This window comes from Microbulbifer jejuensis, assembly GCF_047289955.1.
In the GTDB taxonomy this organism is placed as follows: Bacteria; Pseudomonadota; Gammaproteobacteria; order Pseudomonadales; family Cellvibrionaceae; genus Microbulbifer.
Map to the genome: position 1 here is coordinate 71,652 of NZ_JBLBUB010000002.1, position 18,497 is coordinate 90,148.

At 55.8% G+C, this 18,497-nt stretch carries 11 protein-coding genes; 4 read left to right on the plus strand and 7 right to left on the minus strand.

Going from position 1 to position 18,497, the window contains the following annotated elements; translation table 11 throughout:
* The first annotated feature begins 171 nt into the window (after positions 1-171).
* The 3 genes from ACL7TT_RS01770 to ACL7TT_RS01780 all read left to right on the plus strand — a co-directional run bounded on the left by ACL7TT_RS01770 (position 172) and on the right by ACL7TT_RS01780 (position 6,413).
* Positions 172-2,526 carry a Wzy polymerase domain-containing protein gene (locus ACL7TT_RS01770; RefSeq protein ID WP_413392666.1) on the plus strand — a complete coding sequence of 785 codons (2,355 nt, stop codon included), beginning with the start codon at positions 172-174 and terminating at the stop codon, positions 2,524-2,526.
* A 247-nt stretch (positions 2,527-2,773) separates the two neighbouring features.
* Complete coding sequence (locus ACL7TT_RS01775; protein WP_413392668.1) at positions 2,774-4,780, plus strand: alkyl/aryl-sulfatase; 2,007 nt, start codon at positions 2,774-2,776, stop codon at positions 4,778-4,780.
* A 322-nt stretch (positions 4,781-5,102) separates the two neighbouring features.
* Positions 5,103-6,413, plus strand: a complete 1,311-nt coding sequence (locus ACL7TT_RS01780; RefSeq protein WP_413392669.1) for a DEAD/DEAH box helicase — start codon at positions 5,103-5,105, stop codon at positions 6,411-6,413.
* Between the two features lie 261 nt (positions 6,414-6,674).
* Here ACL7TT_RS01780 and ACL7TT_RS01785 read toward each other — a convergent pair whose 3' ends face one another.
* The 3 genes from ACL7TT_RS01785 to ACL7TT_RS01795 form a co-directional block, all read right to left on the minus strand.
* On the minus strand, positions 6,675-6,974 hold the full coding sequence (locus ACL7TT_RS01785) for a hypothetical protein (RefSeq protein WP_299941278.1): 300 nt from the start codon (positions 6,972-6,974) through the stop codon (positions 6,675-6,677).
* Positions 6,975-7,011: 37 nt separating this feature from the next.
* Positions 7,012-8,808, minus strand: coding sequence for a VCBS domain-containing protein (locus ACL7TT_RS01790; RefSeq protein WP_413392670.1), 1,797 nt, complete (start codon positions 8,806-8,808; stop codon positions 7,012-7,014).
* Positions 8,809-9,095: 287 nt separating this feature from the next.
* On the minus strand, positions 9,096-11,279 hold the full coding sequence (locus tag ACL7TT_RS01795) for a tetratricopeptide repeat protein (RefSeq protein ID WP_413392672.1): 2,184 nt from the start codon (positions 11,277-11,279) through the stop codon (positions 9,096-9,098).
* Positions 11,280-12,211: 932 nt separating this feature from the next.
* On the opposite strand from ACL7TT_RS01795, the gene ACL7TT_RS01800 reads away from it, so the two are divergent.
* Entirely contained in the window at positions 12,212-13,975 is a 1,764-nt protein-coding gene (locus tag ACL7TT_RS01800) for an aminopeptidase P family protein (protein WP_413392673.1), read from the plus strand.
* Positions 13,976-14,170: 195 nt separating this feature from the next.
* On the opposite strand, the gene ACL7TT_RS01805 is transcribed toward ACL7TT_RS01800, so the two are convergent.
* The 4 genes from ACL7TT_RS01805 to ACL7TT_RS01820 form a co-directional block, all read right to left on the minus strand.
* A complete protein-coding gene (locus ACL7TT_RS01805; RefSeq protein WP_413392675.1) occupies positions 14,171-15,553 on the minus strand; it encodes an MATE family efflux transporter in 1,383 nt (460 codons plus the stop codon).
* Positions 15,554-15,691: 138 nt separating this feature from the next.
* Entirely contained in the window at positions 15,692-16,183 is a 492-nt protein-coding gene (gene rimI / locus ACL7TT_RS01810; protein WP_413392676.1) for a ribosomal protein S18-alanine N-acetyltransferase, read from the minus strand.
* Positions 16,180-16,938, minus strand: a complete 759-nt coding sequence (locus tag ACL7TT_RS01815) for a hypothetical protein (protein WP_413392677.1) — start codon at positions 16,936-16,938, stop codon at positions 16,180-16,182. Before ACL7TT_RS01815 ends, rimI begins: the two co-directional genes overlap by 4 nt.
* On the minus strand, positions 16,939-18,474 hold the full coding sequence (locus ACL7TT_RS01820; protein ID WP_413392679.1) for a 2-isopropylmalate synthase: 1,536 nt from the start codon (positions 18,472-18,474) through the stop codon (positions 16,939-16,941).
* Between the last annotated feature and the right edge of the window lie 23 nt (positions 18,475-18,497).

Sequence of the window (18,497 nt, forward strand, 5' to 3'; positions counted from 1 at the left end):
GGAACCCCGTCCAGCGGGCTCTCAATTGACTTCAACCCCAATGTACTCCACACTCACCGAGCCCCCTGAGGTTGTGGTGACGGCCTGTAATATTCTCGCATAATGGAAGGGCCTCTTCCTCAGTGAAGGGCTCCGGGCATCAACGAACGATCCATCGTATCGCCTGTACATGTGAATACATTTTCAGTCTGCGCTGGTCTTCTCAGCGTCCTGCTCGTGCTATGTGGCTGTGGGCCGGAAGCCGGCTCCACCACCGTGTTCCCTTTTCCCAGCATGCCAGCGGGGCAGCTGGAAATTATCTATCCGCTGGATGGGACACTGTTTCCACCGGAAATTGTGGCGCCCACTGTCGTCTGGGAAGATAAGACCGAAGGTGTTGCGCGGTGGCAGGTGATGTTGCGTTTTCATGGCCAAGAAGCGGTACTTCGTTTTGATAGTGCAGAATCACGCTGGCGCCCTTCAGAACAAGACTGGTCTGACATCAAGCGGCATTCCCTCAAAAGCGACACCGAGTTGGCGGTGATTGGCGTTGATGCCAGCGGCAAAGTCGCCGCCGCTGCGACTGTTCGGATTCGCACTTCAACAGATCCGGTAGAAGATGCGATCTTCTACCGGGAGGTCCCCCTGCCGTTTATCAGTGCTGTGCAAGACCCCTCGCAAATCCGCTGGCGCTTTGGGTCTATCGATTCCGAACATCGCCCCCCCATTGTGCTGGAGGACTTGCCGGTCTGCGGTAATTGCCACTCTTTCTCAGGTGATGGTGGTGTGTTGGGTCTCGATGTCGATTATGGCAACGACAAAGGCGGTTACGCCATCCTCTCTACTGAGGAGCGGATGGTGTTGAGTGATGACAAGATCATCACCTGGAGCGATTACAAGCGGGGCGACGGCGAAGCCACCTTCGGCCTGCTCTCCCAGATCTCTCCGGACGGCCGCTATGTGATCAGCACCGTCAAGGACCGAGCAGTATTTGTGGCGACGCCGGGTATCGAATTTTCCCAGCTCTTTTTCCCAATCAAGGGTATTCTGGTGGTCTACGATACGGTAGAGGGCACTTACAAGCCGCTGCCAGGAGCCGACGACCCAGAGTATGTACAAACCAACCCGACCTGGAGCCCCGATGGCAAGTCAATCGTATTCGCTCGCACCAGGGTCTACCAGAATGATGCCATCGCCAAATCGAGCGGCATTCTGCTGAACGAAAAGGATGTGCCGGAATTTATTGAGGACCAGCAGCCGTATAAGTTCGATTTGTACCGCGTGCCTTTCAACAGGGGCCTGGGTGGCACAGCCGAACCTGTAGCGGGCGCCTCCCACAACCACAAGAGTAACTTTTTCGCGAAGTTTTCCCCCAACGGCCAATGGATCGTTTTCACCCAGGCGGAAAATTACATGCTTTTGATGCCGGATAGTGCGCTGTACATTATTCCGGCCGCAGGCGGCAAAGCCCGGCGCCTGCGCGCGAATACCGCGCGGATGAATTCCTGGCACAGCTTCTCGTCGAACGGCCACTGGCTGGTATTCTCTTCAAAGGTCAACACCCCCTATACCCAGCTCTTTCTGACCCATATTGATGAGGCGGGCCGCTCCAGCCCCCCGGTGGTGCTTGATCGGTTTACTAGCAGTGATCGCGCGGGCAATATTCCGGAATTTGTTCCGCTGCCGGCGGATGCCATCGGGCAAATCAAGGCGCAATTCCTGGATGCTTACTCCTTCCTGCGCGCCGGCATGGCCAACGCACGAACCGGCAACTACCGCGGTGCTGTTCGCATCTATGAACGTGGGCTGGCAGTGGAACCCGGAAACGTGAAGCTGTTGAACGCTCAGGGGTTTGCCTTGTTTCAACAGGGCAAGAGCGAGGCGGCTGCAGTGGCGTTGGAGAAAGCATTAAAAATAGACCCAAAGCATCAAAAGTCCCACAATAATATGGCCCTTGTGTCTATCGATATTGGCGAGCTTGAATTGGCGGAAGCCCATTACCGTGAGTCGTTGGCAATCAAGCCGCAGGCGGCGATTTATAACGACCTGGGTTTTGTGCTTGAACGCCAGGGCCTGCCCGATGAGGCGATGGCAATGTATCGCAGGTCACTGGAACTGGACCCGGAATCGGCGGCGGCACACTACAATCTGGCTGCTGCCCTGATGGCTGGTGCAGAGTTTAAAGAGGCTGAACACCATTTCCGAGCGGTTATTGATAGGCAACCGAGCACGCAGGCTTATACCGGGCTCGGTATCGCCCTGATACAGCAAGGCCTTATGGACGAGGGGCTTGCCAATTTGCAAACTGCCCTTGAAGCGGACCCGAATAATACCGCCGCCTACGGCCATCTGGGCTCGGCTCAGGTGCAACAGGGCATGCTGGCCGCTGCCGCGTCTACCTATCGTCAGCGCGTTCGCAACCAGCCCAGCGCGGCGGCCTACGAGGAGCTGGCCCAGGTGCTGGTGCGCCTGGGACGCCATGACGAAGCTCGCCAGGAGATGGAGAACGCGAGAGCAGTGCGCAATAGCAAGAAAGCGCTGCAATAGCCCGGCACTGGGCCGCGGCATCTTTGTGGAAACAGATCAATCCGTGATTCGCAGGCTAGACCACTGCAGAACCTGTCGGCAATATGCCTGTCGGCGCTGAATATCCCTACCTGCCCCTCTGATCCTGCCTATTCTCTATGGGGAAGCGTCGTCCCTGTTTTCCTTTAAGGTATCGTTAAAGCACTTGCCCGTCCCACAGCACTTTTTGAGTGCGTAGCGGCTCCAATACCGGATGAGAGTGATGCGTGTGAATCAGAGAATGAAGGCGTTTCTTTTCAGGCTCGTATTTTTCACTGTATTGCTACAGCTTCCCAGCCTCTCTTTTGCCAATGCGCAAAACCCCGCGAGCGTCGTCACCAAAAACGAAAATCAGAAGGTTCTGAAAGCGCTGCCATTTGATGATCGACAGGACTTTGAAGACGTTAAGCGCGGATTCATTGCCCCGCTACCGGACAATGGCATTATCAAGAACGATAAAGGGGATCGGGTTTGGGATTTGGAGGCATACCAATTTGCGCGGGGTCAAGCGGCACCTGAGACCGCCAACCCGAGCCTCTGGCGCCAGCTTCAGCTGATCTCAGAAGGGGGGCTTTACAGGGTGGTCCCACGTATCTATCAGGTGCGCAGTGCCGATCTCTCCAATATCAGCTTTATTGAAGGCGATAGCGGCGTCATTGTAATGGACACACTCATATCCGCGGAAACCGCCAAAGCGGCACTGGAGTTATACCGGCAGCATCGCGGTAACAGGCCGGTGGTTGCGGTGATATACACCCACAGCCATGTGGACCATTACGGCGGCGTTCGCGGTGTAGTGGACGAGGAGGATGTAAAGTCCGGCAAGGTCAAAATCATTGCCCCCAAGGATTTCCTGATTGAGGCGGTCAGTGAAAATGTCTTCGCCGGTAATCATATGGCGCGCCGGGCCAGTTTTATGTACGGTAACCTGATTGCCAAAGACCCGAAGGGCACCCTGGGTGCAGGACTTGGCCTGGAAACCTCCACTGGCACAGTCACCCTGATCGAGCCTACAGACACGATTACAGAAACTGGTCAGACTCTCAAGGTTGATGGCTTAACCTTCCATTTTTTAATGGCGCCGGGTTCCGAAGCACCGGTGGAAATGCATTTCTTTATTCCCGAGCTGAAGGCGGTCACCGCTGCCGAAAATGCCACGCACACATTACACAATCTCTATACACTGCGCGGCGCCAAGGTGCGCAATGCGCGGGAATGGTCCCGCTATCTCAATGAAACCCTGCAGCGCTGGGGAGATAAAGCGGAAGTATTGTTTGCGCCACACCACTGGCCCACCTGGGGTAAAGAGAATGTAGTTAATCACCTGAAGAAACAGCGGGACCTGTACAAGTACCTCAATGACCAGACCCTGCGCCTGGCCAACCATGGTTATAACATGGTTCAAGCGGCAGAGATGATGGCGTTGCCGCCAGAACTGTCCCAATATTGGGCCAACCGCGGCTACTATGGCAGTGTTAATCACGATACTCGGGCTGTGTGGAATTATTACCTCGGTTTTTTTGACGGCAACCCCGCGCGCCTCTACCCGATGCCACCCACTGCCGCCGGCAGGAAATATGTACAGTATATGGGGGGAGCGGCCAATATCATTCAGCAGGCCAAGCAGGACTACAACGCGGGGGAATATCGCTGGGTGGCGGAGGTGCTGGACAAGCTGGTTTCCGCTGAACCCAACAATCGTGCGGCGAGGGATCTACTGGCAGATGCCCTGGAGCAGATGGGATACCAGCAGGAAAATGGAACCTGGAGAAATTTCTTCCTGAGTGGTGCCAAGGAGCTGCGCGATGGCATTGAGCGGCTGCCGGTGCCGCTTACTGCCAGTCCCGATACCCTCCGCAACATGCCCACTGAACTGATATTTGATTATCTGGGGATTCGCCTGAATGGACCCAGGGCAGCAGGGAAACAGATTTCCATCAATATCACCCTGCCGGATATCAATGAGCAATACGCTCTGGTGCTGGAGAATGCGGTACTGAATTATGCTCCACCGGTGAGCAACCCCCATAGCAGCGTCACCATTAAGCGCAGCGATCTTAACGATCTCCTCCTCGGCACCGCGACCATCCAGGAGAAAATCCAAGACGGCTCGGTGAATATCGAAGGGGATGCAGAGCAGTTAAAGTTGTTGCTGTCCCTGATGGATCAGTTCGACTTCTGGTGGAATCTGGTTACGCCTGAGCCCATGGACAAGCGGTCCCAAGAAGACCCTTGATCAGCGGTCCATTGCCAGTGGGGATACCGGGTTAACAAAAGATAAAACTATACAGTCAATCCATTTATGGTATAGTGCCGTCGCTGAGATTGCTCAGCTGCGTCATTTGTAGGTCGGTCACTCTCCGACATCCCCACCGGAATGATTCTCAAATTCTTCCCGGAATTTTCTACCGAATGCCGCGCACCGGTTTTTGCCGGTGTATAGACGGCTGTGTGCACCGAGCGCCAACCAGCTCGGAATGCTGACACCGATTTCTTTTTTTAGCACCCCCGTGGAGGGGTGTGATTGATTGCGCCTGTAGTGCAGTTTGAGGTTATTTATGTTGTTTGAAAATCTGGGCCTGACCCAGGATATTGCCCGCGCCGTTGCGGAGCAGGGATACAGTGCCCCTACGCCGATCCAGGCCCAGGCTATCCCGGCGGTGATGCAGGGCAGGGATGTTATGGCGGCGGCGCAAACGGGTACTGGGAAAACGGCAGGTTTTACGCTGCCGTTATTGCATCGTCTGAGCAGCGGTAAGCGCGCCGGCAAGGGCCAGGTTCGCGTCCTGGTACTGACGCCCACACGGGAGTTGGCGGCACAGGTATTTGAGAATGTGCAGAGCTACAGCAAGTACCTGTCAATGCGCCATGCGGTGGTATTTGGTGGGGTCAAAATCAATCCGCAGATCTCGCGCCTGCACGGCGGTACCGATATGCTGGTGGCGACACCGGGGCGCTTGTTGGACCTGTACAGCCAGGGTGCCGTCCGCTTCGATCAATTGGAGGCCCTGGTGTTGGATGAAGCCGATCGCATGCTGGATATGGGCTTTATCCACGATATCAAACGGATATTGAAAATACTGCCCCCCAAGCGCCAAACCCTGCTTTTTTCTGCGACCTTTTCCCCGGAAATCCGTCAGTTAGCCAAAGGGTTGGTCAACAATCCACTGGAGATTGATGTCAGTCCCCGCAACTCCACCACCGCAACCGTACGTCAGAAGCTACACCCCGTGGACAAGACGCGAAAGACGAAGCTGTTGAGCCACCTGATCCGCGAGAATAACTGGCACCAGGCCCTGGTATTTAGTCGCACCAAGCACGGTGCCAATCGTCTGGTAAAGCAATTGGAGGGAGACAGTATTCGTGCTGTAGCCATCCACGGCAACAAGAGCCAGAATGCGCGTACCCGTGCGTTGGCAGAGTTCAAGGGGGGCAAGGTACAGATCCTGGTTGCTACGGATATTGCCGCCCGAGGGATTGATATCGACCAGCTGCCCCAGGTGGTGAACTTCGATCTGCCCAATGTGCCGGAGGATTATGTACACCGAATCGGCCGCACGGGGCGCGCCGGTGCACACGGCCAGGCGGTGTCCCTGGTGAGCGCGGATGAGTTCAAACAGTTGCGGGATATCGAACGCCTGATTGGTAAAGCAGTACCACGGGAGCAGGTTGAGGGTTTCGAACCCGCTCATCAGGTGCCGGCCTCCGGTAACCCGAGACGCGGTGATGGACAAAAGCAGCGCCCTGGTCGCCACAAGCGCGTAGAGAGTGTTCGCGGAAAAGGCCATCATCACGGTGATCGCAATAGTAGAAGTCGCTCCGGGCGCCGTGGGAACAGGGAGGGCACTCCTACCCATTCTGGATATTAGGCTTCACCGCATCGATGCGCCGTGGGTGGAGTGCAATGTTCGTCGGGTTTTCGGAAGGCATGGGCACACCGGGATAGTGATTGCTGGTGTGTGAAGATGCGCTTAATTATGATTGTCCCCCCGCCTTTGAGCGGGGCGACAATTGGTGCGGGAAATGGCCAAAGAGCAAGTTACTTCCCTTCTGCCCTACTGGCCGGGATGACAAGCTATAAAAACGCAGGACCGATCACGATATGTGTGCCAATAAATAAGCTGAAGCCGTTACTCATCCCCTTCAGGTTTGAGTTTTTGGGACTCTGTAATGTGAAGCATGCGTTTTTCGCGGCGCTCTCCCCGGATTTTTACCCTGTCGCCGGACTTCATGCCTTTTTTCTTGATGTCTTCGGCATCAATAAAGTAGTAGTTGCCACTCTGCTCATCTTTAAGGGAGAAGCGGTGCTCGGATTTTCCGGATTCAAAATCCTCTACGATAATTTCTTCCAAGGTCCCGGTGACGACTTCCTCGGCCTGGACGAAGAGAGAAAAGTGTAGTCCGGCCAAAAGCGCTAGAATTCGAAACATAATATCCACCTTGTGGGTTGTAACCATTGTGTCGTGATTACTGGCTATAGCTTACGGAAATAACTGCCGATTGGTTTTCGGCATTTCGGGACTTATATTCAATTTTCAATCCTATTGCATCATCGGTAAAGTCATCTCCAGGCTGCGCAAGCACAGCAACATGATTGGAAGTTATATCATTGAGGTAATGAACTGTCACTGAATGCGCATGATGTGGCCGGGGATTAAGCTCATTGTGCGCCACATGGTAATTGACATAGTAATGGCTTTGGCCATTACTGCTGCCGGGACTCTCTACTTTAAGTTGCTGTGGCAGGGTGCCGGACCGATCCTCAGCAGTCAGCTCAATGGCCTGTATCTCCAGATCTTGGGAGCTGCTTGGGTTCTGCTTTATGGTAACAGTGTATTCGGGGAATATGCGATACCAGCCCATGTATTCCCGGTGGGCGCTGCCAAAGAGCCTCGACTGGGAGCGGTTGCCCATAAAAGCGCCGCCAGTGCCGTACTCATCCTCTCCACTGTCATTGGTATCCCCGTCATTGTTATTGTCCCAGCCAGCGTGGCCGAGACCGATATTGTGTCCCAACTCGTGCCCCATAAGAAGCTGGTCCGAATCGGAAGCCACCATACTCCACTTTCCACCCACGGCGGCAACGCCGTACCCCACGAGACCTTCGCGATAGGCGGCCCGGGGGTATATATAGACCCGATGGCGCCATTTGTTCAGCGCCAGAGGTGCGCCGTTCTCATCGACAAGGTTGTTTTCTGCCCACCGGTAGGCCATGTTACGCCATGAATGCCCACTGTCTGTGTACTCCCCCTCCTGGCCGGCTTTCGCGCGGGCTGCTGCGTCTGCAATACTCAGGGTGCCGCCATTCTGGTTGTCCGGAATATCAAAGCGAATGCAATCAATGGAACTCTCTTCCCTGTTGGCCTCGCCGTAGCAGTAGTGCTGGAGGGTATTGTCACTCACGCGGTGACGAAGGAACTTCAACTGGCCCAGGGAGTTTTCCCGATAGGTGTTATCGAGGGAATCCACATCATTGAATACCATATCCGCAATATCAGAAATGTCGGCCCGGTCTGTGGCCATCCCATCGGAAAAATTCATCAATATAAAAACAATACTGCTTTCTTTAGGCTCGAGGGTGGCAATGGAGAAGACAACGATTTGCTCTGAATTATCACTTAATGTAAATGTGACGGAATCTTCGCTGAGATCCCCTTTCCTGATGCTGTCCGCTTTACTATTCAGTGTGTATTCCCATTCGCCACTTGCAGAAAGTGTGAAATCGCCATAGCGTCCGGCAATGGTGCCACTGACAAACACCGGGGTGTTGCCATCCACATCATTCAAAGACAGCCTGCCTGTGGCGGACTCCTTGCTGTCCACTACCAGCATGGCCAGAGGCGATTCGGGTTCGAATCTGTAGGGGTCGTCAAAACCGGTGATTGAAATAGTGATATTCGTGGTGCGAGTGCCATCGGCGACACCAACGGTAAATGTCTCGCTTGCCTGTTCGCCACCATTCAGGGGGTCTGCGAGTTCGCTTTCCAGGGTATAGGTCCAACTGCCATCTTCGGATGTCTTGAGATTGCCATAGGTTCCCTGGAAGCTATTCGCCTCAAAGGTCTGATTGGCATTGGCGCTATCGGTTAGCTTGCCGGTGGTCGTGGCCTCACTGTTTTCCATAACACGGCCTTCGCCACCGCTGATCACCGCGGGCGTTTCCGTTTCAGTATCATTTTCACTGCTAGAACCGCCACCGCCACCACAGGCAGTAAAGGTAACAGACAGGCTGATTGCGGCAAGGAGCCTTATAGGGGTATTCATGATGGTTCCGACCAATTGGGTTGTGCTTGGATATACGGGGGTCAAATTATAAGAATCAATTGACTCGTATTCTGTGAAGTAAGATGCATTTACAGGGCTTTTAAAATTAAACGTCTACCAGGTTGGCTGTTTGGCAATTATTTTTCCCGTTATTGGATCATATTTGAAACTTATCAGGCAGTTGCAGTGAAAAATGGCACCGCTTTTGAGGGTGCGAATTTTTGTGAAGGTGGCGTACCTGGAAATACCCCTGTGACCGCTGTAAGTGAAGCAATTAACATAAAATATCACCCCTCAGTGGATAAAAGACCGAAAAGCCGCTCTAGATCCTGTTCGATACAGTTTTGTGATTCCTGACACATTGCCAAAGCACGTTTTATCTTTCCATGATTGCCCTGTTCGGCGGCAAGTTTCAAAAAGTGCGCTGCCATTTTGGGGTCTTTATCGACGGCCTCCCCAGAGTTGTATGCCTGGGCAAGTCTAAGCGAGGCGATATCGTGTCCGAGATCCGAGGCTTTCCGGTAATGGGCCAAAGCGCGGGATTGATCGTTTTCAGTCCCCAGTCCCTGCTCGTACATTTTGGCCTGGTTAAAGTAGCCGTATCTGGAATTATTCTCCGCAGCCCGCTCGAACCAGGACAGGGCTGTGGGGTAACTTTGAAATTCCGGGGCCGAATTCAGATAGATTAGACCCAGGGCATTCATGGCATCAGCTGATCCGCCCTCCGCCGCCTGTGTAAAGTAATCAATCGCTTGCTCCAGATTTCTCTCTACGCCCTGGCCGAGCCGATAGAGCTGCCCGAGATTGTAACTGGCCCTGGCAGATCCCTGTGCTGCAGCATACTGGTAAATTTCGACTGCGCGCTGGTAATTTTGTTCCACGCCCGTCCCAAGGGCAGTGGCGTAGCCGAGGTTTGTGAGGCAATCAAGGTTATCGGCTTTGGCGCAAAGGGCATACCAGCCATAGGCAATGTCGTGGTTGGTTGTCATAAACCTGCCGGTGGAGTTGAGTATGCCCATGTGAAGCTGTGCTGGTGGATACCAGCGTACGGCTGCGCCTTCGTAGTCCCGCAGGGCTTGAGCAGTATCTATTTTTCGTCCGAAAAGCCCCGCTTCAGCAATCCGCGCTCTCAGATTGAGGGCTGGCGGAAAGTCGGCCGAAGCGGCTTTGTCCAGCAGGGCGAGACCGGTCTTTACCGAGTGCTCGCCTTTTTTCTCCAGCAGGTAGCGGGCATAGAAAAATTGCGCTGGCGGGAAGTGGGTGTCGACGGCCTGTTGAATTAGTGGTTCAAATTCATCCAATGGTTTTTGATCTGCATTGAGCTGGGCAAGGGCTAGTGCCAATAAAGCCAGAGGATATCCCTTTGCGGCGGATACCTGGCGAAAATCCTGTGCCAGCTTTTCCCTGGGGCTGGTGAATTCCGCCGAAGCCAGCAGTAAGGCTATTTCGTATTCGGCCTGTCCCGCGGGCATCCATACCGCAGCGCTGTCCAGCAGTTGATCTGCCAGTGCGGGGTCGGCTTTTATACCGAGGCCGATATAAGCCATATAGGCGAGCATGATCTTTGCCTCTTCAAGTCCATGATCTGATGCGGAGACAAAGAGTTGCGCACACTCGCTTTGTGAGAACCTGGTCGATTCTCCAGCCAGGCAAAGTTTGCCGAGGCTGATATTGGCCATAACAGAACCCATGCCAATGGCATCCAAGTAAGCTTGCTCCGCTTTTTGAAACTCGCCCTCTGCGTGATAAACCTGTCCGACCGCTTGGCGTGCCGCGTAATCGGAGTCTGCCAATGGTTGCAGAATTTCACGATAGAGTGCGTCTGACAGACCGGCAAAAGGATGCTCGACTGCAAGCAGGCGATGAAGAAAACGGCTGTTGTCAAAATAGATTTTAGCGACTTTATTGTTATTCTGTGTGCGGACATTATAGACCCGGTACAGCCCGTTGCGGCTCTCGGCAAACTCAAAATAACTGTCGACAATCTCATAGCCGGAAAGGGAAAGCAGGTCTTCCGCGTCCCCCCAGCTTGCGACTTCATAGGCGCTGTAGTAGGTATCACCGCTGTGTTTGGACAAGATACCGGTTGCAATAAAAGTAAAGATGTTTTGATGGAACAGAGCCAGTTCTGTTTTGCCGAGGGTTTCATAGCATTCGGTGGCGCTGAGGTGTGGCAGCAGGGAGATGGTATTTTGCTGAGTAATCTGTTGCCAGTTAACTGCCTCGCAGGTTTTCTCTCCTGATTCCACAGAGGCCATCTCTTCGAGATAGCGCGCCTGTGCGGTCACTGTTTTGAGCGATTGGGGGGATTTCAGGTAAGCTTCCCAGTAAGTGGGGAAACTGACCGATCCCGGTGATTGTGCCGCCTGCCGGGTAAGTGCCATTAATGGATCTTCGGGCGCGGTCTTCACAGCCTGAGCGCTACAGGACGCCAGCAGCAGAGCAGTGAGAATCAAAAAGAGTTTCTTCATGATTATTTCCTGATGAGGGGATTTTTATAAGGAACGCCAACTTCTTGCGAGCATTTATCTTCTCCAAGGGCCGGGGACAAGGAAGTTATGCCATGAAGGCGCGTGAAGGGTGTCACGGTGGCCTTTTTCGTTCCTTTAACTAACAGCAGAAATGATCCTATTGGCAGACATTCTGTTCAGTGAGCGAAACTTTTGGTAATGACTGTGTTCCAGTTACCGCACAACCTTGCGCTATGGTTTTCTTTGCTTCTCTCAGCGGCAGTGTGGGTAGCTGCTCAGTTCAAGGCGTGGCAGCCTGTCATTGTAGCGGCGGTCAATCTGAAGACGGAGGTTTACCGATAAAGATACGGATGCTCAATCCGTTTTAGTCAATCCAATCAAATCGTTTTTCCCTATTCTGTCTAGAGGTTGCGTCCAACCAGAAGTCAATTTCAGCCGTAAAATACCCCTTGTTCCACAGTTAAGGCAACTTTAGTGGGATGTCGGTGGCCCAGGTTGTCGTAGGAGTAAGAGGAAGGCCAGGCAAGTTCAGAATGTTTTTGCGTTTTTGTTTTGCATGAATAACCAATGACTTTAATCGCCTCATATGGGGAAAGAGAATGACTCAGTGTCGGCAGCCGTCGGGGCAGTACTCTGGCCCATATTTTAAAATTCGATTCCCCGGTCTCTGCAAGAAATGCGGGCCCGTATTATACACTCCAGTGGCGTTTCCAGGATAGGATATACTGCACAATTGAGTTTGGTGGGAGAATCTCACAAACGCATTTTTCGGTGCCAATGGGGATCACGATAAGAGCGGGATTGGCGTGTCATGACATTTTGTGAATGATCTCGTTTTTTCGGTTGAGTCAACAGCAGGATTGCCTGCAAAGGGTGGCTGACCCAGGGCCGCAGGCTCTGGCTTGGCGAACTCAGATAGCGAAGGGGGATGTATGAGTGAGGGGCGATTACAGGCTTTGAGAGAGGCGCTTCGACAGCAGGGGGTAGAGGCATTTTTGGTACCGCGTACCGATGAATACCAGAATGAGTATATACCGCCGGCAGAGGAGCGCCTGTCTTGGGTGACCGGGTTTACGGGGTCGGCTGGTGTGGCGGTGATTGGCCTGGAAGCGGCCGCTCTGTTTGTCGATGGGCGTTACACACTGCAGGGGCAGCAGCAACTGGGTGGCCGGCCAATAGAGTTGGAAAACCTGGATAGCGCTGAGATTGCCAACTGGGTCTGTGACCAGCTGCGCGAGGGACAGGCACTGGGCTATGACCCACGCCTGCACACGGAACCGGGCCTGGCCCTGCTGCGGGGGCATTTGAAGGCGCGGGATATTACCCTGAGACCACTGGAGAAGAACCCTATCGATGCCATCTGGGCAGACAGGCCCGCGACGCCATCCGGCACGGCGCGGCCCCACCCCTTTGCGTTCAGTGGTGAGCACTCCAGGGACAAACGCCGGCGTATAGCCGCGCTGCTGGCGGAGAAACGCGTCGATGCTCTGTGGCTGCCAAGCCCCGAGAACTGTGCCTGGCTGTTCAATATCCGCGGTGACGATATCCCGCATTTGCCGGTCGCCCTGGCCAATGCCGTGCTGTACCGGGATGGCAGCGCCACCCTGTACCTATCGGCGGAGGCGGTCGGCGAGGGGCTGCTTGAACACCTGGACCGGGAAGTGACGGTGGTATCCGACAAGCGCCTGCTGTTTTCGGACCTGCGGCGTCGCCATATCGGCAAGATCTGGGTGGATCCCCTGATCAGTAATTGCTGGATTCTGCAGCAGTTGCGCGCTCTGGATATCCAACTGGTGCAGGAACGCGATCCCGTCTCAGGGGCCAAAGCCTGCAAGAATGCCGTGGAACTGGCCGGTGCCAGGGCCGCTCATGAGCGCGATGGGGCGGCGCTGTGCGAATTTCTCGCGGAATTACCCCGAGCGGTCGATACTGGGCTCGATGAATTGTCGGCGGTTAAGCTGCTGTATGGCAAGCGTGCAGCGCGAGAGGGTTTTCGCGGAAACAGTTTTGACACCATATCGGGTTACGGGCCCAACGGGGCCATAGTCCACTACCGGGTGAGCCCGGAGTCCAGCCTGCCTATGAAACCCGAGGGGATTTATTTGTGCGACTCGGGTGCCCAGTACCCCGATGGCACCACTGATGTGACTCGCACCCTGGCTCTGGGGGATTTCCCGGCACCGGCGCGGGCGCATTTTACCCGTGTATTAAAGGGGCATATTGCCATCGCCGCCCTGCGTTTTCCGCAGGGTACTTGCGGAGAGCAGATTGATGCGATTGCGCGCCGCTCACTGTGGGAGGTGGGACTGGACTATGCCCACGGTACCGGTCACGGGGTCGGCAGTTATTTGAGTGTGCACGAGGGTCCGCAGCGCATCGGTAAGGTCGCTACCGGGGTGGCGCTGCAGCCCGGCATGATCCTCTCCAATGAGCCGGGGTTTTATCTCACCGGGCAATACGGTATTCGCATAGAAAACCTGGTGTATGTGAAAGAGAGTGGGGATTACCCCGGTTTCCTCGAATTCGAGGAATTGACCCTGGTGCCGATTGATCGCGTGCTGATCGACGCGGATCTGCTGAGTGCGCGGGAGCGGGATTGGTTGAACCGCTATCATCGGCGGGTTCGGCAGGTCATTACGCCGCTGGTTGACGAGCACACCGCGGACTGGTTGCGAGCGGCCACGGAGCCTCTGTGATGTTTTTGCGGGGCGGGCCCCGGCACCAGGTTGCTTTCTCGATTCCAGTGTTCGGCACTATGCTGGCGAGGGAGTCTCCCCGGCGTGTTTTCCTGTGGGGTTTGTGCTGGCTTGAGTCGCGGAGCATTGTCTCCGGCAAGCAGTCTGGGAGGATTGCTTGTCGAGAAAATACTGTAGATCGCTTGGGCCTGTCTTTCAGTTGGCGGACAAGTGTGGTGTCGATGTCACCGCTGCACAGCGTTGTCGGAGGTTGTGCCGCAGCCACCACCAGGACAGGGCACCGAGCAGCAGGTTGGCGGCGGCCGTTGCGGCAAAAAGACCGGTCATCCCCCACAACCTATTGCCCAGCCAGGCCAGGGGTAAATAGACGCCCAGCACACGCAGGAAGGAAATCAGGGTAGCGGGCAGTGGTTGTCCCAGGCCATTAAAGGCTGCATTGGCCGACATCACAAAACCATAGCCGGCGTAACTGAGAGGGACCAGGCTCAGGTAGGCCACTGCCACTGCGACCACCTCGGCGGATTGGCTAAACAGGTGGGCGATAGGCTCCCCGATAAAAAACAGCAGAATCGCCAGGCCCGCGCCCAGGATCAGGCAGAAGCGGGCCAGTACCGTAACGGTCTCACGCAGCCGGTCTATTTTGCCGGCGCCGGCATTTTGGCCCATAAACGGGCCGATAACCGCCGAGAGGGCATAGAATACGATCAGAGCCAAAGGCTCAATGCGCAGTGCCACACCGAGCCCGGCCACGGCATCTTCGCCGTGCACGGCCACTAGGGCCACCATCACGCCGCTGGCCATGGGAATAATGACATTGGTGAGCACCGCCGGTAGCCCCACTGCCAACACCCTGCGCCAGGATTCGAGCAGGGAGCCGAGGTGCCATTGGGGCGCAGCCATCAGGTGTTCACGACGGATCAGAAAGTACAGGGCCATAAAAAAGCTCAGGGTGCGCACAGTAACGGTGGCGATTGCCGCGCCCTGTAACTCCAGCCTCGGAAAACCCAACAGCCCGAAGATCAAAATTGGGTCAAGAATCAGGTTGAACAGCGCCACGCCCACCATGATCCGCCCGGTGAGCGCGCTGTTGCCGATCGCGCGCAGGGCCGATAGCGCGATGGTGGGTACTATGACGAAGATAGTGCCGAGGTACCAGGGCACCATATAGTCGGCGATCAACGGCAACATTTCCGGGCCGGCACCGAGCAGGCTGAACAGAGGGCGAATTGTCAGCAAGCCAATGGCGGTGATGACCAGCGATACCAGCAGGGCGAGTACAGAGGCATCAGTCACCAGTCTGCGTACCTGGCGGACATCCCCCGCACCGTAGGCCCGCGCCACCGCCGATGAGGTGCCCGCACCGAGGCCGATGGCAAAACTGTTGATCGCCATAACCACAGGAAAGGTAAAGCTCATGGCCGCGAGCGGTGCACTGCCCAATTGGGAGACAAAGTAGGTGTCCACGACATTAAACGACATCACCGCGAGGATGCCCCACACCATGGGCAGGGCCAAGCGCTGCAAATGGCCGGATACCGAGCCTTCGAGCAGTGAGGGGCTACTTGTTGTTAGTGGCATTCATTAACTCTATAGAAACAGGTCGGTCATGGGGGGAATCTATCTGGGTTCGCCAGCGCGCACTGGCTTATGCGGTGCAGCCCCGTGTGTGTCACTCCTTGAAAGGTGCGATCCAGGCATCCGCAAGGGGGGCTGATTTTACAGCCTGCCCGCTGCCTTTACGAACGGACCCAGGGCCAGACTCATCAGCACAGCATCCTCACGTCCGCCATTGTCTGCGGGATAGTAATTCTTACGCAAACCGTCCTCGGAAAAACCCAGTTTGCGATAGAGTGAGTGTGCGGTGAGGTTTGAGGTGCGCACTTCCAGCAGGAGTCGCCGGGTGTTCCTGGGAAGCTGTGCAATCAGGTGGGTTAACAGCTGTTCAGCGAGGCCCCGCCGGCGCCAGCGGGGCGAGATAGCCATGTCCAGAATTTCAGCCTCGTCAACTAATTGGTTGAGTACACAGAAGCCAATGGTTTCATCGCCTATGGCAAGCAGCCAGCACTGGTGGCCGGCCACCAGGCTTTGCAGGTATTGAGCCCGATTCCAGGGATGGCTGTGGGCGCTGCGGGCCAGGTTGGCAAGAGTGCTGCAATCCGCTTTGTTGGCCTGGCGCAGATGAAAGCCGCAAGCGGTTAAGTGTCTCATCGCGCTCGGGTCTCGGAGGGGTAGGTTTTGCGCAGCAGCTGCCAGAGGCCGTGTTTGCGTTCCGGTTCCCGCAATAGTCGGGACAGGCTGGGCAGGGGGAGAATACGCACCTCCTGCCAGTTGTTGACGGCCTCGTCCAGGGGTATGGGCGTACAGAAAGCCCCCGCCTCTTCCCCCATCAACCAGATGGACTTCACCGGGTGACATGTGCAGGAGGCTTCCAGCCAGCTTGAAAAGGTATCGCGAGCCTCGGGGGCGCCCGCTGTGGGGCCAAAGCGGTTTTTTGTAATCGGCCAGCACAGGCGCTCGTGCTGGCGCGGCAATTGGTGCCAATTGAGTGCGCGCAGAATATTGCCAAACAACGACTCCAGCGGCAGTGCGGCACCGGGCTCATGGCTGTCCACCGCCAGCAGTTCCTCACCGACTCTCCAGCAGCTGAGGATAAAAGGCTGCAGTTCCCGTTGTGGCCGGGCCACTGCCACGGAGGGTTTATCCCATGTACCGGCAACCGCTGAAGTCTTTGCACTGTCGCTTGCGGGGGCGGACGCAGTGAAGTTAACCTCCTGTGCCGCTGACTGCGGCACCGGGCTGGCCATAGCCGGTGCGCTCTGTTGCAGCGGCGGAGTAGCGACCGCGGGCAATGCCGGCGGGAGTTGGGCCTGGCGGGGTGCGGGTGCAAGGGGTAAGACAAAGCGCGGCACATAACTGGCCACGCCCAGTACCGACAGGTATTCTGCCCGCTCAAGCTCGTTCACTTATACGCCTTGTTTCTTGCTTTCACCCATGGCGAGCAAGTTTAACGCATCCATGTAGGCCTGTGCCGAGGCAACCAGAATATCGGTGTCGGCACCGACACCATTGACCAGCCGACCGTCTTTTTCCAGGCGCACGGTTACCGAACCCTGGGAGTCAGTGCCCTGGGTAACGGCATTGACCGAGTAGAGTTTCAGGTCGGCGCCGCTGCCGACGATGCTTTCTATGGCCTTGAAAATGGCATCCACCGGGCCGCCGCCACAGGCTTCGGTCTGGTGTGGCTCGCCCTGTATCAGCAGGCTGATAAAGGCCTGGGGTGCGCTGCCGATCTTGCTGCGCACATCTAGGTCCTTCAGTTGGAAGCGCTCCACCGGGGTTTCGTTACCGGTGATCAAAGAGTGCAGGTCCTCATCAAAAATCTCGTGTTTCTTGTCTGCCAGTGCCTTAAAGCGCTGGAAAACCTGTTGGAAGGCTTCCGGGTCGGAGAACGCGATCCCCAGTTCCCCGTAGCGTGCGCGCACCGCGGCCCTTCCCGAGTGCTTGCCCAGCACCAGGCGGTTCTGGCCCCAACCCACATCCTCGGCGCGCATAATTTCATAGGTTTCACGATGTTTGAGTACACCGTCCTGATGAATGCCGGATTCATGGGCGAAGGCATTGGCGCCGACAATCGCCTTGTTGGGCTGCACCGGAAATCCGGTGATCGAGGAAACCAGGCGCGAGGTGGGCACGATATGACGGGTGTCGATACCGGTTTCCACCGGATAGAGATCCTGGCGGGTTTTTACCGCCATCACAATCTCCTCCAGGGAGGCATTGCCCGCGCGCTCACCCAGACCATTGATCGTGCACTCCACCTGGCGCACACCGTTCATTACGGCGGACAGGGAGTTGGCCACTGCCAGACCCAGGTCGTTGTGGCAATGCGTGGAGAAAATGGCCTTGTCGGCATTGGGAACATGCTCGAGAACCCGCCGGAACAGGGCGCCGTACTCGCCGGGTTCACCATAGCCGACGGTATCGGGAATATTGATTGTGCGCGCGCCGGCCGCGATCACCGCCTCGATAATACGGTACATAAATTCCGGTTCGGAGCGGCTGCCATCCTCCAGGGAAAACTCCACATCGTCGGTAAACTGACGGGCGGTTTTGACCGCTTTCACCGCCTGTTGAAGTACATCTTCCGGGGCCATCTGCAGCTTGTACTGCATATGGATCGGTGAAGTGGCAATAAAGGTGTGAATACGGGAGGCGTTGGCTTTTTTCAGGGCTTCGCCGGCGCGCAGAATATCCGCGTTGACAGCGCGTGCGAGGCTGCAAATGCGGGATTCGCGCACGGCTTCGGAAACCGCCTTTACCGCTTCGAAGTCGCCGGGGCTGGCAATGGCAAAGCCGGCCTCAATCACGTCCACGCGCATGCGCTCGAGCAGACGGGCAATGCGGACCTTCTCCTCTTTGGACATAGAGGCGCCTGGGCTCTGTTCACCATCGCGCAAAGTTGTATCAAAAATGACTAACTTATCTTTCTGGATGCTCATTTTCGCTTTTACTCCTTATTTGT